The organism is Aeromonas sp. ASNIH7 (genome assembly GCF_002903485.1).
Lineage (GTDB): Bacteria > Pseudomonadota > Gammaproteobacteria > Enterobacterales > Aeromonadaceae > Aeromonas > Aeromonas caviae.
Genome location: NZ_CP026226.1, coordinates 181,234 through 202,463 on the forward strand (window position 1 = coordinate 181,234; position 21,230 = coordinate 202,463).

The window sequence follows — 21,230 nt, forward strand, 5'->3', positions numbered from 1 at the left end:
TGCAACCTTGGACCTAAGCATAATTGACGTTAACGTAAACGTAGTGTGAGATGATACCGTTCACCCTACACATACAGCAGACAAGCACCCCATGAAAGGAGTCACCATGTCCAACCTCTCCCCCTCGGCCGGCAGGCGTTTTCGCACGGCCCTGGCCAACGAAAAGCCCCTGCAGATTGTCGGCACCATCAATGCCTACATGGCGCTAATGGCAGAGCGCAGCGGCTTCCAGGCCCTCTATCTCTCCGGCGCCGGGGTGGCGAACGCCTCCTATGGCCTGCCGGATCTCGGCATGACTTCCATGAATGACGTGCTCATCGACGCCGAACGCATCACGGCTGCCACCCAGGTGCCACTCCTGGTGGACATCGACACCGGCTGGGGGGGCGCCTTCAACATCGCCCGCACCATCCGCGCCTTCGAGCGCGGCGGTGTGGCCGCCGTCCACATGGAAGATCAGGTGGCCCAGAAGCGTTGCGGCCACAGGCCGAACAAGGCCGTGGTCAGCGTCACCGAGATGGTGGACAGGATCAAGGCCGCGGTGGATGCCCGCCAGGACGAGCACTTCGTCATCATGGCCCGCACCGACGCCCTGGCGGTGGAAGGACTGGGCTCGGCCCTGGAGCGGGCCGCCGCCTATGTGGAGGCGGGCGCCGACATGATCTTCGCCGAGGCGGTCACCGAGCTGGACCAGTACGATCGCTTCAGGCAGGCGGCCGGGGTGCCGATCCTCGCCAACATGACCGAGTTCGGCAAGACCGAGCTGTTTGACAAGGAGGCGCTCGCCGCCCACGGCGTGGACATGGTGCTCTACCCCCTGAGCGCCGCCCGCGCCGCCAACCAGGCCGCCCTCAATGTCTATCAGACGCTTCGCCGCGACGGCCACCAGCGCGCCGTGGTCGACACCATGCAGACCCGGGAGTCCCTCTACGATTTTCTCGGTTACCACCACTACGAGCAGACCCTGGACAGGCTGTTCACCCAGGACTTATCGACCAAGGAATAAGGCGGCGACCGGCCGCCTTATGCTGGCGGCTGGCGCATCAACGGACTGAATGAGGAAACATGTGATGAGCGCCCTGCCCGAAACCACCGGCTTCAAGCCGAAGAAATCCGTCGCCCTTTCCGGCACCGCCGCCGGCAATACCGCCCTGTGCACCGTGGGCCTCAGCGGCAACGATCTGCACTACCGTGGCTACGACATCCTGGACGTAGCCACCAGCTGCGAGTTTGAAGAGATAGCCCACCTGCTGGTGCACGGCCACCTGCCCAATGTGGCGGAGCTCGCCGCCTACAAGGCCAAGCTCAAGGCCCTGCGCGGCCTGCCCACCGGGGTCAGGACCGCCCTGGAGCAGTTGCCTCCCTCCGCCCACCCCATGGACGTGATGCGCACCGCCGTCTCCGTGCTGGGGTGCCTGTCGCCGGAGAAGGACGATCACAACCACCCAGGCGCCCGGGACATCGCCGACAAGCTGATGGCCTGTCTCGGCTCCGTGTTGCTCTACTGGTACCACTTCAGTCACAACGGTAAACGCATCCATGTGGAGACCGACGACGACTCCATCGGCGGCCACTTCCTGCACCTGCTGCACGGGCACAAGCCACGCGACTCCTGGGTTCGCGCCATGCACACCTCCCTCATCCTCTACGCCGAGCACGAGTTCAACGCCTCCACCTTCACCGGCCGCGTCATCGCCGGCACCGGCTCGGACATGTACTCCTGCATCACGGGAGCCATCGGTGCCCTGCGCGGGCCCAAGCACGGGGGCGCCAACGAGGTGGCTTTCGAGATCCAGAAGCGCTACGAGAACCCGGACGAGGCGGAGGCCGACATTCGCGCCCGCATCGAGAAGAAGGAGGTGGTCATCGGCTTCGGCCACCCGGTCTACACCGTCTCCGATCCCCGCAACAAGGTGATCAAGGAGGTGGCGCGCGAGCTCAGCCAGGAGCAGCACAACACCAAGATGTTCGACATCGCCGAGCGGCTGGAGTCCACCATGTGGGAGGCCAAGAAGATGTTCCCGAACCTCGACTGGTTCAGCGCCGTCAGCTACCACATGATGGGGGTGCCCACCGCCATGTTCACCCCGCTGTTCGTCATCGCCCGCACCTCAGGCTGGTCGGCCCATGTCATAGAGCAGCGCATCGACGGCAAGATCATCCGCCCGAGCGCCAACTACGTCGGCCCGGAGGATCTCCAGTTCGTGCCGCTCAAGGAGCGCAAGTGATGATCAACACGCAATATCGCAAGCCCCTGCCCGGCACACAGCTTGACTACTTCGACGCCCGGGAGGCGGTGAACGCCATCGCCCCCGGCGCCTGGGACAGGCTCTCCTACACCGCCCGCGTCCACGCCGAGAACCTGGTTCGCAAATGCGATCCGGCCATCCTCGGCGAGTGCCTCGGCCAGATAGTGCACAACAAGCGCGATCGCGACTTTCCCTGGTTCCCGGCCCGGGTGGTCTGCCACGACATCCTGGGGCAGACCGCCCTGGTGGACCTCGCGGGCCTTCGCGACGCCATCGCCGAGCAGGGTGGCGATCCCGCCCAGGTGAACCCTGTGGTGCCGGTGCAGCTCATCGTCGACCATTCCCTCGCCGTGGAGTGCGGCGGCTTTGACCCCCAGGCGTTCGAGAAGAACCGCGCCATCGAGGATCGCCGCAACGAGGATCGTTTCCACTTCATCGACTGGACCAAGCAGGCGTTCAAGAACATCGAGGTGATCCCGCCTGGCAACGGCATCATGCACCAGATCAACCTGGAGAAGATGTCCCCTGTCATCCACGCCGATCGCGGTTTGGCCTACCCGGATACCTGCGTCGGCACCGACAGCCACACCCCCCACGTGGATGCCCTCGGCGTCATCGCGGTGGGGGTGGGCGGGCTGGAAGCCGAAAACGTGATGCTGGGGCGCGCCTCCTGGATGCGGCTGCCTTCGATCGTCGGCGTCGAGCTCTCCGGCAAGCCGCAGCCCGGCATCACCGCCACGGACCTGGTGCTGTCGCTCACCGAATTCCTGCGCCAGCAGAAGGTAGTCGGCGCCTACCTGGAGTTTCGTGGCGAGGGCGCCGCCGCCCTCACCCTCGGCGATCGGGCCACCATCTCCAACATGGCGCCGGAGTATGGCGCTACCGCGGCCATGTTCTTCATCGACCAGCAGACCCTCGACTACCTCAAGCTCACCGGCCGTGACGACGAGCAGGTCAGGCTGGTGGAAACCTATGCCAAGGAGGCCGGTCTCTGGGCCGATGCCCTGGCGGGCGCCCAGTACGAGCGGGTGCTGCACTTTGACTTGTCGAGCGTGGTGCGCACCCTGGCCGGCCCCTCCAACCCCCATCGCCGCCTGCCGGTATCGGCATTGGCCGAGCGCGGAATCGCGGTGGACCTGGACAAGGCTCGTGCCCAGGAGGCTGACGGCCTCTTGCCCGATGGCGCCGTCATCATCGCCGCCATCACCAGTTGCACCAACACCAGCAACCCGCGCAACGTGATTGCCGCGGGCCTGTTGGCCCGCAACGCCAACCGGCTCGGTCTGGTGCGCAAGCCCTGGGTCAAATCCTCCCTCGCCCCCGGCTCCAAGACAGTCGCCCTCTACTTGAAAGAGGCGGGACTGGACGAGGAACTTAAGCGGCTCGGCTTCGGCGTCGTGGCCTTTGCCTGCACCACCTGCAACGGCATGTCCGGTGCCCTGGATCCCGCCATCCAGCAGGAGATCATCGAGCGGGACCTCTACGCCACGGCGGTGCTCTCGGGCAACCGTAACTTCGATGGCCGCATCCACCCTTATGCCAAGCAGGCGTTTCTCGCCTCCCCGCCCTTGGTGGTGGCCTACGCCATCGCCGGCACCATCCGCTTCGACATCGAGAAAGATGTGCTGGGGGTGGTGGACGGCAAGGAAATTCGCCTCAAGGATATCTGGCCGTCTGATGAAGAGATCGACGCCGTGGTCAAGGCGTCGGTCAAGCCGTCCCAGTTCCGCCAGGTCTATATCCCCATGTTCACCCAGGAAGAGGATCAGGGTCCCAAGGTGACGCCCCTGTACGACTGGCGTGCGCAAAGCACCTATATCCGTCGCCCGCCTTACTGGGAGGGGGCATTGGCGGGCGAGCGCACCCTGCGCGGCATGCGGCCCCTGGCGCTGTTGCCGGACAACATCACCACAGACCACCTCTCCCCTTCCAACGCCATCCTGCCCGGCAGCGCGGCGGGGGAATACCTGGCGAAGATGGGCCTGCCGGAGGAGGACTTCAACTCCTACGCCACCCACCGCGGCGATCATCTGACCGCCCAGCGCGCCACCTTCGCCAACCCCCAGCTGGTCAACGAGATGGCGGTGGTGAACGGCGTGGTGCAGAAGGGGTCCCTCGCCCGCGTCGAGCCGGACGGCCAGGTGATGCGTATGTGGGAAGCCATCGAGACCTACATGGCACGCAAGCAGCCCCTCATCATCGTGGCCGGTGCCGACTACGGTCAGGGCTCGTCCCGGGACTGGGCAGCCAAGGGGGTGCGCCTTGCCGGGGTGGAGGTGATCGCGGCGGAAGGCTTCGAGCGCATTCACCGCACCAACCTCATCGGCATGGGGGTGCTGCCGCTCGAGTTCAAACCAGGCACCACCCGCCTCACGCTGGGCCTCGATGGCACCGAGACCTATGACGTGGTGGGAGCACGCCAGCCGCGCACCGATCTCACTCTGGTGATCCGCCGTCGCAGCGACGAAGTGATCCAGGTGCCCATGACCTGCCGCCTCGACACCGCCGAGGAGGTCTCGGTCTATGAGGCGGGCGGCGTGCTGCAACGCTTCGCCCAGGATTTTCTGGCGTCGACTGCGCAAAAGGCCGCAAGCTAAATCGCAACCCCGCTCCGCCCCTTTGAAAAAGGGGAAGGCATAAAGCACCCTCTCCCTTTGGGAGAGGGTTGGGGTGAGGGGAAATCCCCCTCATCCGCCCTTCGGGTACCTTCTCCCAGAGGGAGCAGGATCTATGACTCTTCTCAGGACACTCTCTATGGCCCACATACCACAAGTAAAAATCCCGGCCACCTACCTTCGCGGCGGCACCAGCAAGGGGGTCTTCTTTCGCTTATCTGACCTGCCCGAGCGCTGCCAGCAGCCGGGCCCGGCACGGGATGCCTTCTTCCTGCGGGTCATCGGCAGCCCCGACCCCTACGGCGCCCACATGGACGGCATGGGGGGGCCACCTCCTCCACAGCCAAGTGCGTGATCCTCTCCAAAAGCCAGCAACCCGATCACGATGTGGACTACCTCTACGGCCAGGTCGCCATCGACAAGGCATTCGTGGACTGGAGCGGCAACTGCGGCAACCTCTCCACCGGCGCCGGGGCCTTCGCCATCCACGCCGGCCTGGTGGACCCGTCCCGCATCCCGGAGAGCGGCACCTGCGAGGTGCGCATCTGGCAGGCCAATATCGGCAAGACCATCCTCGCCCACGTGCCGGTGACGAACGGCCAGGTGCAGGAGACAGGCGATTTCGAGCTGGACGGGGTGACCTTCCCCGCTGCCGAGATCGTACTGGAGTTTCTCGACCCATCCGACGAGGGTGAAGACGGCAGCGCCCTCTTCCCCACCGGCAATCTGGTGGACGATCTGGAGGTACCCGCGTCTGTTGTAAAGAGCGGCGTACTGAAAGCCACCCTGATCAGCGCCGGTATCCCCACGGTGTTCGTCAACGCCGAGGACATCGGTTATGAGGGCACCGAGCTGCGCGAGGCGATCAACACAGACCCGAAAGCGCTCGCCCGTTTCGAGGCGATCCGGGTTGCTGGTGCCCTGCGCATGGGGCTCATCAAGCGCCCCGAAGAGGCGGCCACTCGCCAGCACACCCCGAAAATTGCCTTCGTCGCACCCGCCAAGGATTACCGCACCGCCAGCGGTAAGGAGATTATTGCCGGCGAGATCGATCTGCTGGTGCGGGCCCTCTCCATGGGCAAGCTGCACCACGCCATGATGGGCACCTGCGCCGTGGCCATCGGCACGGCGGCGGCCATTCCCGGCACCCTCGTCAATCTGGCCGCCGGGGGCGGCGAGCGCGAAGCGGTGCGCTTTGGTCACCCCTCCGGCACCCTGAGAGTCGGAGCCCAGGCAGAGCAGGTAGCGGGACAGTGGACGGTCACCAAGGCGGTGATGTCCCGCTCCGCCCGCATCCTGATGGAAGGCTGGGTGCGGGTCCCTGGAGATGCCTTCTAGCCCGCTGCGGCATCACACCGACCAGGCCAGCCAGACGAAAAGAGCCACAAGGCGACTGCCTCAGGGCTCTTTTTTGGATGTTTCAGGCTGTGAAAATCACATCATCATTGCGGTCTTGCCACACACTCCACCTTTCTTGGCACATTGTGCTTCGCGTCCCCGCCGATGAGCCGCTTGACCTGCCCTGGTGGGCAGCGACCGTCATCCACATAGGCGGTCTCCCCAAGGGGCAGCCTGCCTGGGGGTGGATCCTGACTCAGATAGGTGACGGGAATGGGCGCAGGCGCAAACCCACTGCACCCCGACATCAGGAGTGCGCCGCACCACAGAGCCAGCATGCCTCCCCTCTTTCCTGCAACCGCCATCGCTCACTCCCTGCCTCTGTCAGGGCACCGACCCGGCGCCCCTCGTTTCGGCAGTCTACCCAGGGATGGCGCCGGGCCGACACCCGTCTCCGGCGCCGTTGTGACGATTCCAGACACAGGCAAAAATATCGGCTTTTCACGGCTTCGACCCGTAGTAGTGGGCCAGCAGGGCATCGGCCTCGTCCACGGGGATCGCCATCTGCGGCCAGCGCGCGGCCTTCTCCCTGATGTCCCGCAGGCTCCCCAGCTCCGGGCGCAGTGCGCTGCCGAGGTGGCGGTTCAGGGCATCAAAGCGGGCGATCACCCCCTGTCGGCTGAAGTGCCCGGGCGCCAGATCCAGCCGGTAGCCCTGAAACAGCCACTGGAGTCCCTGATAGACGGCGGGGTGGTAGACGCTGTGATGATCCTCCTCCTCGAAGTAGCGGCTGGTGACGTGCAGGTTTGTGCCGGGAGCCCCCACTACCTGCCGCGCAAACTGCTGCAGGCGATCCCGGTGAAACGCCGAGCGCCCGAATCCCGGGGTGAAGGGGTTGTTGGCCACCGCCATAAACAGCGAGGAGGCGTGCTTGAGCGGCCCGGTCAACTCCGACGCGATACGCTCGTAATTGCGGGGGTAATCGAACCAGAGGCTGGCGTCGATGGCGATCACCCCCTGGAACTGGCCGCCGTCTTGCGCCTGTGCATCGAGTGCCAGCAGCCCGCCGAGGGAGTGGCCCACTAGCAGGGCCGGCGCCTGGGTCCGAAACCTCTCCTCGATGAGGGGGCGCAGCTCCTCACTCAGATAGCGCAGGAACCGGTGCCCGCCCCCGTCACGGCATAGCCGGGCCCCGCCGGTGCCCCATTTGGCAAGGTCATGGTGTGGCTCGGGGTGTAATCCCGCATCCGGTCGGTGTTGTGGACCGCGACGATGATGAGGGGGGGAATCGCCGGATTGAGCCCGGCCCGCAGGGCCCGGGTGATGCCGACAACCTCCAGCAGGCTCTTCTCCCCGTCGAGCAGATAGAGCACGGGGAACCGAGCCCCGGGCTCGCGTTCATATTCCTGGGGCAGGGAGACGCTGTATTGCCGCGTCTCCCCCAGCAGGGCCGAATGGTGGGTGAAGCGCTGGGCGTAGTGGAGCATGTCTGCCTGGGCAGAAGAGAGTGTGATCATGGTGAGCAGCAGGGTGATGAGTCTTGTCATGAGATGAACCAGGATTGTGTCGCCAGCCTTGGGGATCCCCCGTAGGGCGGCGCACAGAGACGACAGCAGGGCCCGCAGGCCCTGCTGTCGTCGGTCGTTACAGCTTGTAGGTGAAGCCTGCCATCAGGTTCGCCGGCTCGCCGTACATGTTGAAGGTGCTGGTGGAGCCGACCCGGTAGAAGTACTCCCGGTCGAGCAGGTTGTAGAGGTTCAGGGTCGCCTGCATTCTGTCGTTGATCTCGTAACGCACCGCCGCATCGAACAGGGCATAGCCCCCCTGATGGGTCTCGACCCCCTTCTGGTTGAAGCCGTAGTCGCTCACCGCCGTCATTCCTGCCCCGAGGTGCAGCCCCTGCACCCAGTCGGCCAGGTGGTAGTCGGTCCAGAGCGAGAGGGTGTGACGGGGGATGGTGTCGAATTTCGGGTTGTGATCCCCGGCCTTCTCCTCGATGTCGGTGAAGGTATAGCCGGCCATCACCATCCAGTTCTGGCTGAGATAGCCGCTCGCCTCCAGCTCCACCCCTTGCGTCTCCACCTTGCCGGTAGCCCAGTAGGTGTTGGTGATGGCAATGCCCTGATCGTCGTAGGCCTGGGCCGCGATGTTGTCGTCCTTCATCAGGAAGAGGGTCGCCCGGGTGTTGAGCAGGCCGTCACGCAGCGAGGACTTGATGCCGGTTTCCCACTGGCTGCCCTCCCGGGGCTTGAGCAGGTTGCCGCTCTCGTCCTGGCTGGTCTGGGGCTTGAACACCTTGGAGTAGCTGGCATACCAGGCGTGTGCGTCGCTCAGGTCATAGACGGCCCCCGCGTAGGGGGTGAGCTTGCCGTTGAACGCACTGGACTCGCCGCTCTGGGCTCCGGAACTCAGGGTCGTGCTGACGGCATCCAGATCGTACCAGGAGACGCGGGCCCCGGTGATCACCGCCAGCGGCTCCATCAGCCGCCAGGTCACTTTGCCATACAGACCGAGCTCCGACTGCTCCTCATGGTCATTCTTGGTGTAGCTGTAGTCCGGCTTGGCGACCCGGGTCGGGTCGAAATCGAACACATTGATCTTGCCGAGGTTGCGGTTGGTGTAGGTCTGGATGTCCGACTCGTAGCGCTTGTAGTCGGAGCCCAGCACAAACTCGCTCTTGTGCCCCAACAGATCGAACATCTGACTGTAGTTGGCATCGAAGGCCATGTTCTTCTGCTGGTTCCCCTGACCGTTGAACATCAGCCCGGTGTTGCCCGCCGCGTCCACGGGGCCGTTGGTGAAGGTCTGCTCCAGCCGCATGTCGTGATCCATGTAGCGGGCCGAGACCTGACCCACCCCGCCGTTGGCAAAGGCGTGTTGCAGCGAGGCCCCCACATCCGTGGTGTCGGCGTCGAAGAAGTCTTCAGCCGACCCCAGGTAGGTGCTGCGGCCGATGTCGAGCAGGGAGCCGTCCTTGTATGCCGGCAGGCCGTTGGTGGGCAGGATGTCCTTGGTCTGGTGCAGGGCGTAGACGGAGAGGCGGGTGCGATCCGAGAGATCGAACTCCAGGGTGCCGTAGTAGGTACCGTTGTCGTTGTTGTTGTAGTCCACCTGGTTCTTGATGTCGGCGTTGGCCACCACGACGCGGCCGCGCAGGGAACCCTCGTCGTTGAGTGCGCCCCCCATGTCCGCCTCTAGGTAATGCCTGTCCCAGCTACCATAGCGCGCCGTGACCGAGCCCTTGAAAGCGTCGGTCGGACGCTTGAGCACCATGTTGATCACGCCCCCCAGCTCGCTGGTGCTGTTGAAGAGGCCGGAGGGGCCCCGCATGATCTCCACCCGATCCACCGCCGCCAGCGACGGCAGGGTGCCGTACTTGCTCTGCATGGGCGATGGCAGGCCGTTGAGGTTCACCTCGTCGTATTCATAGCCACGGGAGAAGATGGAAGAGCGACCGCTGTCGTTGACCAGGGTGCGCAGACCCGGCGTGAACTTGGCCAGATCGTCCACCGCCACGAAGTTGCGCTCCTCGATGTAGTCGTTGGTCAACACGGTGATCGACTGGGGGATGTCTTTGAGGGCCGCCGGCGTCTTGGTGCCGACGGTGGCCGAGTCGACCCCATAGCCTCCCGTCTCCTCCGACGGCGACATCCCGTAGAGTGGATTGCCATAGACGACCAGGGTTTCGTCCGGCTTGATGTCCGGTGTGTGTGCCCCTGCCGGGGCGGCAACGGTGACGGCCAGAGCGGCAGAGATGGCCAGAGCCAGCGGGCTTCGCGCTTTATCCTTCAAGACAACCATAGTAAGAGTGACCCCAAGATAGAGATGATAATCATTTTCATTTGATTTTCCGGGGGCTAATATATCACTCCATCTTCCGCCGCAGTTTTGCGGTGTGGTCATTTCACTCTTCGACATGGTCAAATTGCACATGACTGACACAGTGGCAAGGGACACCAGCGCACGCCAACGGGGGCGCTTCACCGGCAGGGTGGAGAACCTGGTGATCCAGGAGGGTCTTCGCTTTCACAACAAGGACATCGTTCACAAGGCAGACTTCGCCACCGAGCGGGAGTTGCCGCCGCAGTTGATCATCGCCATTCCCCTCGAGAGCCGGGCCCTGATGACCTATGGCGCCACTCACAGGCTCAAGGGGTGCCGCTTCCACGAGTCCGACCCCATAGTGGCAACCGCCATCCTCTATACCGAGCCCGACATCGTGCAGGGGGCGGCCAAAGCCCAGGTGCGCAGCCGCAGCATCGTCCTTTCCCTGGACCACACCTGGCTCGCCCACAATCTGGCACAGGCGCATCGCAAGGCTTTCGCACAGACCTTCAGCCGCCATCTGAGCCGCGTCGACTGGACCCTGCCCGCTGCCCTTGGACAGATTGCGGAAGCGCTCAATCTCACCAGCAGCCAGAACGCCTCCGAGATGCTGATGCGCAAGGCCTTTGCCCTCAGTGTCTGGGAGAGCCTGATGACCCACCTCCAGCAGGCCGCCTCCCCCTGCTGCCAGCGCCAGAACGAGCAACCGACGCGCCTCAAGATGCTGCTCAGGGATGAAAAAGTGGACGAGATGACCCTGACCGAGATCGCGGCCACCCTCGGCATGAGCGTCTCCACCTTGCAGCGGGCCGCAAAAAAAGAGCTGGGCATGAGCCTGCAGCGCTACCTTCGCCAGCGAAAGCTGCAAGAAGCGCGGGCCAGGCTGGAGGCGCGCAGCCTCTCTCTGCAAGGGGCCGCCGCCTACGCCGGCTATGACCATGTGGCCAATTTCATTACGGCGTTTAGAAAGCAGTTCGGCTTCTCGCCGACGCGGATCGCCAGACAGGGTAAAGAACAGGAGCAGGCGCCCTCTGCAACGCCTTGAGCCTCCTTGTTCATGCGCAATACATCTTTGCTCTGGGATAGTAGGCACCACGCAGGTGGGGTGGCGCTTGAAATCAGCGCTCGTCATCCACACATTCAGTGCATACAATGCGTTAACGAAGCACAAATGGTCGCTTCACCCCGGAAATCAAGAGGACATCAAGATGGATACCCGTTCTATCTACACTGGCACCCAGGGTGCCGTGCGCGACACCAACAAGGTGCTGCGCAACACCTACATGCTGCTCTCCCTCACTCTTGGCTTCTCAGCCGTGGTAGCCGGGGTAGCAACCGTCATGAACATGCCGCCCCTGCACTGGGCCGTGTTCCTCATCGGTGTCTACGGCCTGATGTTCCTGACCGAGAAGAACCGTGACAACGGCATGGGGCTGGTGTTCACCTTCGCCCTGACCGGCCTGCTGGGCTATAGCCTCGGCCCCATCATCAACATGTACATGAACAACGGCGGCGGCGAGATCGTGATGACGGCGCTGGGCGGTACTGCGCTCACCTTCTTCGGCCTGTCTGCCTATGCCCTGACCACCAAGCGGGATCTTTCCTTCCTCGGCGGCATGCTGTTCGTCGGGTTCTGGGTACTGCTGGTAGCCATGGTTGCCAATATCTTCCTGCAGATGAGCGCCCTGAGCCTGGCCCTGTCCGCCATGTTCATGCTCTTCTCCTCCGGCGCCATCCTGCTCACCACCCAGCAGATCGTGCGCGGCGGCGAGACCAACTACATCTCTGCCACCGTCACTCTGTATGTCTCCATCTACAACATCTTCCTGAGCCTGCTGAGCCTGCTTGGCGGCAACCGCAACTGATGGATGCTTAAGATGCACAAGACCCCGCTTCGGCGGGGTTTTTATTGGCGCCCATTTCTGTCAGGATAAGTTGCAAATCAAGGATATGAAGCGAAGTGGCCCTGATCCAAATCAGGGCCGTTTCGTTATCGACAGGTTATGCTGTCGCTTTCGTTTCGCTCAAGGGTTGCCTTCATCCCATGCCCATGGACTTCTCAGGTTTATTGCGCCGTCTGCTGACCGACAGCCACATCTATTTCGCCCTCAAGGTCCTGCTCGCCATCGCGGGGCTGCTCGCCTTCGCGCTGGCTACCGGTGACATCCAGCTCACCGTGCTGCTCTCCCTCGGGGTGGTGGCCGGCGCCATCGCCGAGACCGACGACAGCCTCTGGGGCCGGGTCAAGAACCTCGCCATGACCCTGCTCTGCTTCCTGTTTGCCTCATTGTGCGTACAGTATCTCTTCCCCACCCCCTGGCTCTTTGCCATCGGGCTCGCGGGCTCCACCTTTATCTTCGTCATGGTGGGTGCCCTCGGCCAACGCTACGCCACCATCAGCTTTGGTTCCCTGCTGATTGCCATCTACACCATGCTGGGGGCCGCCAAGGCGCCGGATCTCTTCTATCAGCCGCTGGCCCTGTGCGCCGGGGCCCTCTGGTACGGCCTGGTGTCCCTGGTCTGGCTCTGGCTGCTGCCCTACAAGACCCTGCACGAGCAACTGGCCCAGAGCTACTTCGCCCTCGCCCGCTACTTGCAGGAGAAATCCCGCTTCTTCCCGGCCGACGAACACGGCGCCCAGGCCATCCGCCACAATCTGGCCCAGCTCAACATCAACCTGGTCAATGCCCTGAACCAGGCCAAGACGGCGCTCAATGCCCGTCTTCATGCCCCCGGCCGCCACGGGGTTGCCCCCGAGCTCGCGGGCCTGCTGCGCCTATACCTGCTTGCCCTGGAGATCCAGGAGCGGGCCACCTCCAGCCACTACCCCTACAGCAAGCTGGAAGCGGAGCTCAAGCAGGGCATCGTCCTCGACGGCTTCCAGGAGGTGCTGTCACAGCTTGCCGACGCCTGTCAGCAGCTTGGCTACGCCATCCTGGTGCACAAGCCCTACACCCACCACAAACGCATTCACTGGACCCTGGAGGCCCTCGGCGATCAGCTGGAGTTCACCCACCTCAAGCAGCACTACCCCAAGACCCTGCTGACACCGATGAAGTTCCTGCGTCGCAACCTGGCCAGCATCAACCAGTTGCTGCAAAGCGCCGAAGAGCTGCAAAACCCCGCCGCGCCGCCCACCAGCCTGCCTCCCCTGGCACGGCCGGTCGCCCTGCCCCTGCTGGCATTGCTCAGGCAGCACCTGACCCCGAACTCCATGGTGTTTCGCCATGCCCTGCGGCTCTCCCTCGGGCTGGTAGTGGGCTATGGCATTCTGCAGGCGTTTCACCTGGACAAGGGGTACTGGATCCTGCTCACCGTATTGTTCGTCTGCCAGCCGAGCTACAGCGCCACCCGCCGTCGTCTGGTGCAGCGGATGCTCGGCACCTTTGCCGGTATCCTCATCGGCGTGCCCGTGCTCTGGTTCTTCCCCGAGCTGCACCTGCAACTGGGGATCATGGGGCTTGCCGCCTTCCTGTTCTTCACCCAGGTACGCAGCAACTACAGCGCCGCCGTCTGCTTCATCACCCTCTACGTGCTGATGGCGTTCAACCTGCTGGATGGCATCGGCTTCGCCATCCTCGGGCCCCGGCTGCTCGATACCCTGCTCGGCTGCCTGCTCTCCTACGCCCTGGTGGCCTGGCTCTGGCCCGACTGGCAATACAAGCGGTTGCCGACCCTTATCGCCAACTCCCTGTCCGCCAATGCGAAGTACCTCTCGGCGGTACTCGCCAGCCTGCATCGCCAACGGGATGAATCCCTGGACTACCGGGTGGCCCGCAAGTGTGCCCACCTCGCCGACAGCGAGCTGGCCATGGCCTGGCAGAGCATGCTGGTGGAGCCGAGCAAACGCCGCCGCTTCCTGGATCTCTGTTTCACTCTCACCTGGCGCAACCATGCCCTGCTCTCCTATATCTCGGCGCTCGGGGCCCATCGCGACAAACTCGAGCCCATCGAGGGGCTGGAGGAGATAAGCCGCCACATCAGCCAGACCCTGGAGCAGGCCGCCGATCACCTGGCGGGGCAGATGCCGACGCCGCTCACGGGAGCCTGTCCGACCATCGCTCCGGAGAGCAGCGAGGAGCAGCTGATGCTGAGCCAGCAGCTCACCCTCATCAGCCAGTTGGCAGACGAGCTGTTGATGCTGGCCAACGACGGCCAGCTGCTGACAGGTCAGGGCGAACCTAGCCGGACATAGCCGCCGGGCCTGTCCCGCCCGAGGCAGGCGCCAAGCGCCGCCCCGGTTGCCGGACGGGACGCAAGGCGCTACCATGCCCGCCCCATTGAGATAGCCTTTTCGAGGAAGCGTCATGTCCGAGGCACATCATTTGCAGTTCAACGGCCAACTCATCGAGACCGATGCCCAGGGCTATCTGCGCCACAGCGAGCAATGGAGCGAGGCGCTGGCCCTGGTGCTGGCCGAAAAAGAGGGGATAGTGCTGGAGGATCCCCACTGGGAAGTGGTGCGTTTCGTGCGGGCCTTCTATCTGGAGTTCAACACCTCCCCCGCCATCCGCGCCCTGGTCAAGGCAATGGAAAAGCAGTACGGCCCGGAGAAGGGCAACAGCCGCTACCTCTACAAGTTGTTCCCGGAAGGCCCCGCCAAGCAGGCTACCAAGATCGCAGGCCTCCCCAAGCCGGTGAAGTGCATCTAGTCCTCCTCGGCAGCCCGATAGCCCGATAGCCACACTGCCTCCCCCGTGTTGGACACAAAAAAAGACCGCGCCCATGTTGCCATGAGGCGCGGTCTTTTCATTTCATCGTCCTGTCAGGGGTTGTAGGCCACCACGGAGCCGCTCAAGCCCGTCATCTGGCTGATCCGGCTCTGCATGCCCTGCAACTTGGCCTTGGAGACATCCGGCCCGATGAAGACCCGGTTGATCTGCCCCTGCACCGGGGTTCTCGGCGACGTCTGGGCCGAGTAGCCCGCCGCCCTCAGCTTGCTCACCAGGGCATTGACGCTGTCTGCATTCTTGAAGGCGCCAAGCTGCAGTATCCAGCTCCCCTGAGCCGGGGCTGCTGCCGGTGCCGTAGTCGGCTGGGCCATCTTGCTCGCGATGAGATCATCCATGGTCTTGATCTGGCCCGCCTGTGGCTTGGCCTCCACCGGTTTTTGCACCTCTACCGGCTTGGTTGGCACCGGCTTGGGTTTGGGCTGCTCCACCGGTTTCTTGGCGATCACTTCCGGCTTGGGCTCGGGTTTGGGCTGGGGCTTGGGTTGCGCCACGGCCTGTACCGGCTGCTGCTGGGTGATGGGAGCCTGACTGGCTCCCGCTGGATTGGCTCCCCCCTGATTGGCCAGGGTCACGGTATCGCCAATCTCCTCTACCTGCCACTGGGTCGCGGCAGAGGCCTGCTGCTGACTCGCCAGATGCTCGGCCGGCAGGGTGCTCGCCGCCGAGACCTGAAGCGCAGGTTTGGCGGGCTCGAGCTCCGGACGCAGGGGGATCTTGGCGAAGGCCTCGTCCTTCTGCTCCAGCTTGTTGCCGTCCATCAGGTCCGGCAGAAAGATGACCACCAGGGCGACCAGGATGACGGTCCCCACCAATCTGTTTTGAAACTTCGAAGCCAAGTTAATTTCCACCCATGTTACTTAGGATCCATTGCAATCTTGCACACTTCGCAAAGAACGCCTCCCCTCACGCCGGCTGGCGAAGCCGGGTCCCTCGCCACCCACTTGGCCTGAAAGGGGATTATCCAGTGCAAAACCCGGCCCGTCGTCACGTTGACGGAGCCAGGGGAGCGAACGGCTCAGACCGAGCCCAGAGCCAGCACGTCGGCGACAGTGTAAAACGAGCCGAACACAATGACCATATCGTCAGGACTCGATGCGGCCAAGGCGGCGCCGTAGGCATCCCCCACGCTGGCAAAGGTGAGCGCCGCGCCCCGGCCGCTGCCAAGGGCCGTCGCCAACTGGTCGGCCGTGGCCGCGCGCGGGCCGTGGAGGCTTGCCAGGAACCACTCGTCAATCAGACCGTCAAGCTCGGCCAGCGACCCCGCCATGTCCTTGTCCTTGAGCATGCCAACCACGGCGCGGCGCCTGCCCTTGCCGGGGAGCAGGCGCAACTGGCTGGCGAGATAGGCCGCAGAGTGGGGATTGTGGGCCACGTCGACGATGACCAGCGGCGAGGTTTGCAACTGCTGCATCCGGCCAGCCAGGCGGGCATTGGTCAGGCCGTCGCGGATGGCGGACTCCGCCAATGGCAGACCGAGGGACTCCAGGGCCGCCAGCACGGTGACCGCATTCATCAGCGGCAGGGCCGGTTTGGGCAATCCCGACCAGTGGTGCAGGCCGTGATAATCCCAGTCACCTTCATGCTCGTCACCACGAAAATCGATGCCGACCTGACGCAAGCAGGCGCCGAGGCGCGCCGCTTCGCTTGCGATGGTCGACGGCGGATTGGGCTCCCCGCTGATGGCGGGTTTACCTTTGCGATAGACGCCAGCCTTCTCCACCGCCACCGCCTCCCGGGTATCCCCGAGCCAGTCGCAGTGATCCAGGGCAATGGAGGTGATCAGGGCGACGTCCGATTCCACTACATTGGTGGCATCAAGCCGCCCCCCCAGCCCCACTTCCAGCAAGAGCACATCGGGCGCGGCGCGGCGAAACAGCCACAGACCGGCCAGGGTGGCGAACTCGAAGAAGGTGAGGGCGATGTCGCCCCGGGCGGCTTCCACCTCGGCAAAGGCCGCGCAGTGATCGCCATCGGCCAGCTCCTGGCCATTGACGCGCACCCGCTCGGTAAAGCGCAGCAGATGGGGGGAGGAGTAGACACCGACCCGGTAGCCGGCGGCCATCAGGATGCTGGCCGCCATGGCGCAGGAGGAGCCCTTGCCGTTGGTGCCCGCCACCGTGATCACCTTGAACGGCAGTTCGGTGAGGCCCATGCGGCGGGCAACCGTGCCGACCCGCTCCAGCCCCATGTCGATGTTGGCCGGGTGGATCTGCTCCAAATAAGAAAGCCAGTCGACCAGCGACCGGCTTTGGGATTGTTGCATGTGTGAACTCATCTTCAGTCTTCGATGACCTGAGTGTTCATCAGCTTGGCCAGCAGACCGGCCAGACGGTTGCGCATTTCGCGCCTGTCGATGATGAGATCGATGGCACCCTTCTCCAGCAGGAACTCGGAGCGCTGGAAGCCTTCCGGCAGTTTCTCGCGCACGGTCTGCTCAATGACGCGGGGGCCGGCAAAGCCGATCAGAGCCTTGGGTTCGCCTACGTTGATGTCACCCAGCATGGCCAGACTCGCGGAGACGCCACCCATGGTGGGGTCGGTCAGCACGGAGATGAAGGGCAGGCCCGCCTTGGTGAGGCGATCTAGGGCCGCACTGGTCTTCGCCATCTGCATCAGGGAGAACAGGGCTTCCTGCATCCGCGCACCACCGGAGGTGGAGAAGCAGACCAGGCCGCGGCCTTCCTTGATGCTCTCCTCGACGGCGCGCACGAAGCGGGCACCGACCACAGAGGACATGGAGCCCCCGATGAAGGAGAACTCGAATGAACAGGCGACGACCGGTACCCCCTTAAGGGTCCCCTTCATCACCACCAGCGCATCCTTCTCGCCCGTCTCTTTCTGGGCGGCAGACAAACGATCCTTGTAGCGCTTGGAATCCTTGAATTTCAGGATGTCTTGCGGCTCCAGCTCGGCCGCGACTTCGCTGCGTCCCTCGGCGTCGAGGAAGCTCTCGAGACGGGCACGTGCGCTGATGCGCATATGATGGTCACACTTGGGGCACACTTCGAGATTGCGCTCCAGCTCTGCCCGGTAGAGCACCTGTTCGCAAGCAGTACACTTGGTCCACACCCCTTCCGGAATGTTGTGACGACGCGGTGTGGTGATCTTGCTCTTGGGAAGGATCTTCTCAAGCCAGCTCATGGAATTCCTTAATGCATTTGTGCCTGACAAAACACATCGAGCCTTGATTGTTCAATGACTTAACGGCTCGATGGCAATAAACGACGGATCATTAAACCACAAATTTTCGGGCCCAGTTACTAAAAACTGGTCGTACCCGGTGCCGAGTCCGGCAGCCACAGCGGGCCGAGGGGCGGCCGGGGCAACCCGAATTCGGCCGGGTAATCCACATCCACCAGATAGAGGCCGCCCGCCTTGGCGGTCGGGCCCGCCAGGTTGCGATCCTTCGCCGCCAGCACCTCGGCAATCCACTGCACCGGTTGAAGCCCCTGCCCCACCAGCAGCAGGGAGCCGGTGATGTTGCGCACCATGTGATGCAGGAAGGCGTTGGCCTTGATGTCGAGCACGATGTAGGGGCCGGAACGGCTGACACACAGGTGGGTCACATTGCGCCAGGGGGTGTTGGACTGACAGGCGACAGCCCGGAAGGTGCTGAAGTCGTGCTCCCCCAGCAGGCTCTGGCCGGCCTGGTGCATCAGCGTCGCATCGATGGCTTCGTGGTAGTGGCTGACGCCTTGGCCCAGGATCGCCGGGCGGTAGTTGTGGTTGTAGATGACGTAACGGTAGCGACGGGCGGTGGCGCTGAAGCGGGCATGGAAATGCTCGTCCACCTCCCTGACCCAGCGCACCGCGATGTCTGGGGGCAGGTTGGAGTTGAGCCCCAGGGTCCAGGCGCCTTCTGCGCGGTTCGACTCGGTATCGAAGTGGATCACCTGGCCAGTGGCATGCACCCCCGCATCGGTGCGACCGGCACACTGGATGGAGACGGGGTGGTTGGCGATGCGGCTGAGGGCTTTTTCCAGCTCCTCCTGGACGCTGATCACTTCGCGCTGGCGCTGCCAGCCGAAGTACCGGCTGCCGTCATATTCAATACCAAGGGCAATTCGCATGGGTAACGGTGTCTTCTGATGAAAGGATGCAGTGAAAGAAACGGGGCGGATTATACGCGCTCGAGCTCAAAAGTCCCAGACCGGGCGAGGCCGCGGTGCGTGGCCCCCAAAGAGAGAGGGCAGCCCGTGGGCTGCCCTCTCTGGTGCATGGATGACAAGCGCCTGCCTAGCCCAGGCGTTTGAGCAGCTTCTGCGCCTCGCTGCGCTGGTGCTCGCTGCCCTGGGCCACCGCCTCTTCCAGCAGCTCGCGGGCGCTCTCCTTGTCGTCGATCTCGAGGTAAGCCCGGGCCAGATCCAGCTTGGCCCCCACCCCGCCGTCATCGGCATCCACATCAAAGCCGTTGGACTCCGGCAGCACCTCGGGGAAACCGTCCAGCCCCACATCCAGGGAGAAGCCCTGATAGGGTTCCTGCTCCGTGCTGCTGGCATCGGCATCGGCCAGCAGCTTGTCGATTTCAACGAAGTCGCTGTCTTGCACCTGCTCGCGGGGTTTCACCTCCCCCTGATGGGACTCCACCTCGGCGAAGGCATCCTCGAAATCCGCCAGGGCCAGCTCGCTGGGATCCCACTCGGACGCCGCCGGCTTGGTGGGCTCCAGCCCGAGCTCGGCCAGCATGTCGTCCACATCGTCCTTGCCAAACCCCGTCTCGTCGATGTGCGGCGCCTTGGCGGCAAGCTCATCGTCGGTCGGCTCGCCAAACCCGGTCTCTAGATCGCTCAGATCGAAGTTGGCCAGTGTCTCGTCACGCTGGCTGCGGCTCTCCTCCTGGGCCTGGGCCAGATCCGCTTCCAGATCCGCGTCCAGCTCGGCAAACAGGGCGGCCTGCAGCTCCTCCTCGGTCATGATCTCGTCATGACCACGAGCAGAGGAGCTGGGCTCGTCGGAGAGATCGAGTTCCGGCACCACGGGTAGATCGAAGTCACCCTCGTGGGCCAGATCCAGCTCGGGCACCAGATCCGGATCCCGGTTCGCCGTCGTCACCGCAGGCTCCACATCAAAAGCGGAGAGCGCCGTCTCGTCATCCCGGAAGATGACATCGGCGGCAGCACTGGCGCCATCTTGCTTCCTGCTCACTTCCGGCTCGTTGAGATCCGGCATGCCATGGAGGGGCTCGTCATCCGCGATGCCCACCGTCATCAGCTGATCAAACTCGCTGTTCTCGTCTCCCATGACCATGGAGGTCGACTCGGAGAGGCTCTTCTCCTGCTCTTCCAGCTCGCGGCGGGCACGAGCACGCAGCCAGAGCGTGACCAGGGCAAGCACCAGGAGTACCGGCAGCAGGATGATCATGGCGAGATTGAGCGGCGAAGAGAGCAGCTCCATCAGCCAGCTCTGTTTGGGCACCGGCGCCACCACGGGAGGCGTCGGATTGGCTTTGAGTTCCGCCACCTCTTTTTGCAGGGCGGTCTGATCCTGCAACTGGGCCTTGAGGGTTTCCACCTCTTCGGTCAGGGCTTGCAGGCGCAGCTTGAGCCTGTGGTTCATCTCGGTGACCTGGCCGAGCTGGGCGTTGGCATCTTCCAGAGCCAGCGCCATCTCGGTGGAAGGTTTGCCCACCGCAGTGGCGGGCAGGGGCGCCGGCGCCGTGCTGTCGGCGCTGCTCGCAGCACCGCTCACCACCACGGGAGTGGAGACGACCGCTTTGGTTGTCTCCTTCACCTCGGGGGCAGGAGCCGTCGCCTTGGGTGCCGCCGGGATCGGCGCCGCCTTGGGCGGTGTATTCTTGGCCACCACAGCCGGCTTGGCCGGAGCAGGCTTGCTCGCCACCGGCTGGGCGACGTGGGATTGCTTGTTGGCCAGGTATTTGGGGCTCAGCCCCTTCCAGCTCGCGTTGTCGCTGTTGAAGCGACGGCGTGCTTCGGCATCCGTGATGCGCCCCGCCTCTGCGGCGGTGGGCAGCAGGATGTGGGACCCCACCAGAATATGGTTGATGTTGCCGTCTGCGAAGCTTCGGGGGTTCTTGTCATAGATGGCCACCATGGTCTGGTAGACGCTTACCCGGTTGGAAGGGCGATGCTTGCTCGCCAGACTCCAGAGGGTATCGGTGGGACGCACGGGACCATAACTGCCAGCCGACGCAGCAGGCACCTGACGCACGATGGGCTCGGCTCTGGGCAGGGTGACGGGCGCCACGGGCTGGGCCCGGGGCTCTGGTTGCACCGCGGGGGGCGGTGAGCCATCCGGTCCCTTGAGTTCGACAAAGAAGGGTTCTCGCGCCCCCTCTTCGGCCTGAACCGTGCCCAGAAGCCCCAATGCGAGTAGCGTTGCCAGCGTTATGCGGGAATGTCCCATATTCGTTCCTTCGTATGACGGCCCTATCACATTGAAAAATCTGGATAGTTACCCCAAAACAATCGGCTCAATATAAATCAGGCGCCGGTCTCAAGCCAGCGATCCGA

General features: G+C 63.8%; 16 protein-coding genes and 1 pseudogene. 8 read left to right on the forward strand and 9 right to left on the reverse strand.

The genetic code is table 11. The annotated features are described in order from the left end of the window. Positions 1 to 106: 106 nt before the first annotated feature. The 4 genes and pseudogenes from prpB to prpF all read left to right on the forward strand — a co-directional run bounded on the left by prpB (position 107) and on the right by prpF (position 6,202). Positions 107 to 1,006 carry a methylisocitrate lyase gene (prpB, locus tag C2U47_RS00795; protein WP_010675127.1) on the forward strand — a complete coding sequence of 300 codons (900 nt, stop codon included), beginning with the start codon at positions 107 to 109 and terminating at the stop codon, positions 1,004 to 1,006. Positions 1,007 to 1,070: 64 nt separating this feature from the next. Further along, positions 1,071 to 2,228: a bifunctional 2-methylcitrate synthase/citrate synthase gene (gene prpC / locus C2U47_RS00800; RefSeq protein ID WP_010675128.1), complete on the forward strand. Its 1,158-nt coding sequence runs from the start codon at positions 1,071 to 1,073 to the stop codon at positions 2,226 to 2,228. Beyond that, positions 2,228 to 4,846, forward strand: coding sequence for a Fe/S-dependent 2-methylisocitrate dehydratase AcnD (acnD, locus tag C2U47_RS00805; protein WP_010675129.1), 2,619 nt, complete (start codon positions 2,228 to 2,230; stop codon positions 4,844 to 4,846). Before prpC ends, acnD begins: the two co-directional genes overlap by 1 nt. Before the next feature lie 157 nt (positions 4,847 to 5,003). Next, positions 5,004 to 6,202: pseudogene (gene prpF / locus C2U47_RS00810) on the forward strand (2-methylaconitate cis-trans isomerase PrpF). Between the two features lie 104 nt (positions 6,203 to 6,306). On the opposite strand, the gene C2U47_RS23705 reads toward prpF, so the two are convergent. From C2U47_RS23705 to C2U47_RS00820, 4 genes are all read right to left on the reverse strand, one after another. Next, entirely contained in the window at positions 6,307 to 6,567 is a 261-nt protein-coding gene (locus C2U47_RS23705) for a DUF6719 family protein (protein WP_039038793.1), read from the reverse strand. A 136-nt stretch (positions 6,568 to 6,703) separates the two neighbouring features. After that, positions 6,704 to 7,357, reverse strand: coding sequence for an alpha/beta hydrolase (locus C2U47_RS23475; protein WP_199766850.1), 654 nt, complete (start codon positions 7,355 to 7,357; stop codon positions 6,704 to 6,706). Continuing rightward, positions 7,345 to 7,749: an alpha/beta hydrolase-fold protein gene (locus C2U47_RS23480; protein WP_199766834.1), complete on the reverse strand. Its 405-nt coding sequence runs from the start codon at positions 7,747 to 7,749 to the stop codon at positions 7,345 to 7,347. Before C2U47_RS23480 ends, C2U47_RS23475 begins: the two co-directional genes overlap by 13 nt. Positions 7,750 to 7,846: 97 nt before the next feature. Next, positions 7,847 to 9,994, reverse strand: a complete 2,148-nt coding sequence (locus C2U47_RS00820; protein ID WP_010675132.1) for a TonB-dependent siderophore receptor — start codon at positions 9,992 to 9,994, stop codon at positions 7,847 to 7,849. A gap of 139 nt (positions 9,995 to 10,133) precedes the next feature. Between C2U47_RS00820 and C2U47_RS00825 the strand changes: the two genes are divergently transcribed. The 4 genes from C2U47_RS00825 to C2U47_RS00840 all read left to right on the forward strand — a co-directional run bounded on the left by C2U47_RS00825 (position 10,134) and on the right by C2U47_RS00840 (position 14,679). Then, on the forward strand, positions 10,134 to 11,072 hold the full coding sequence (locus tag C2U47_RS00825; protein WP_041201640.1) for a helix-turn-helix transcriptional regulator: 939 nt from the start codon (positions 10,134 to 10,136) through the stop codon (positions 11,070 to 11,072). Between the two features lie 163 nt (positions 11,073 to 11,235). Next, positions 11,236 to 11,892, forward strand: a complete 657-nt coding sequence (locus C2U47_RS00830) for a Bax inhibitor-1/YccA family protein (RefSeq protein ID WP_010675134.1) — start codon at positions 11,236 to 11,238, stop codon at positions 11,890 to 11,892. Positions 11,893 to 12,071: 179 nt separating this feature from the next. After that, complete coding sequence (gene yccS / locus C2U47_RS00835) at positions 12,072 to 14,222, forward strand: YccS family putative transporter (protein ID WP_029314726.1); 2,151 nt, start codon at positions 12,072 to 12,074, stop codon at positions 14,220 to 14,222. A 112-nt stretch (positions 14,223 to 14,334) separates the two neighbouring features. Continuing rightward, positions 14,335 to 14,679: a TusE/DsrC/DsvC family sulfur relay protein gene (locus tag C2U47_RS00840; RefSeq protein ID WP_029314727.1), complete on the forward strand. Its 345-nt coding sequence runs from the start codon at positions 14,335 to 14,337 to the stop codon at positions 14,677 to 14,679. A 113-nt stretch (positions 14,680 to 14,792) separates the two neighbouring features. Here the strand turns inward: C2U47_RS00840 and dedD are convergent, their stop codons facing one another. The 5 genes from dedD to C2U47_RS00865 form a co-directional block, all read right to left on the reverse strand. Beyond that, the gene (gene dedD / locus C2U47_RS00845) at positions 14,793 to 15,596 is read right to left on the reverse strand and encodes a cell division protein DedD (RefSeq protein ID WP_029314728.1); all 804 of its coding nucleotides are present in this window, start codon (positions 15,594 to 15,596) and stop codon (positions 14,793 to 14,795) included. Positions 15,597 to 15,775: 179 nt separating this feature from the next. After that, the gene (gene folC / locus C2U47_RS00850) at positions 15,776 to 17,035 is read right to left on the reverse strand and encodes a bifunctional tetrahydrofolate synthase/dihydrofolate synthase (RefSeq protein ID WP_029314729.1); all 1,260 of its coding nucleotides are present in this window, start codon (positions 17,033 to 17,035) and stop codon (positions 15,776 to 15,778) included. Positions 17,036 to 17,037: 2 nt separating this feature from the next. Continuing rightward, the gene (gene accD, locus C2U47_RS00855) at positions 17,038 to 17,901 is read right to left on the reverse strand and encodes an acetyl-CoA carboxylase, carboxyltransferase subunit beta (RefSeq protein ID WP_010675139.1); all 864 of its coding nucleotides are present in this window, start codon (positions 17,899 to 17,901) and stop codon (positions 17,038 to 17,040) included. A gap of 119 nt (positions 17,902 to 18,020) precedes the next feature. Beyond that, the gene (truA, locus tag C2U47_RS00860; protein WP_010675140.1) at positions 18,021 to 18,830 is read right to left on the reverse strand and encodes a tRNA pseudouridine(38-40) synthase TruA; all 810 of its coding nucleotides are present in this window, start codon (positions 18,828 to 18,830) and stop codon (positions 18,021 to 18,023) included. Between the two features lie 166 nt (positions 18,831 to 18,996). Next, positions 18,997 to 21,123, reverse strand: coding sequence for a FimV/HubP family polar landmark protein (locus tag C2U47_RS00865; RefSeq protein WP_029314730.1), 2,127 nt, complete (start codon positions 21,121 to 21,123; stop codon positions 18,997 to 18,999). Positions 21,124 to 21,230: the final 107 nt, after the last annotated feature.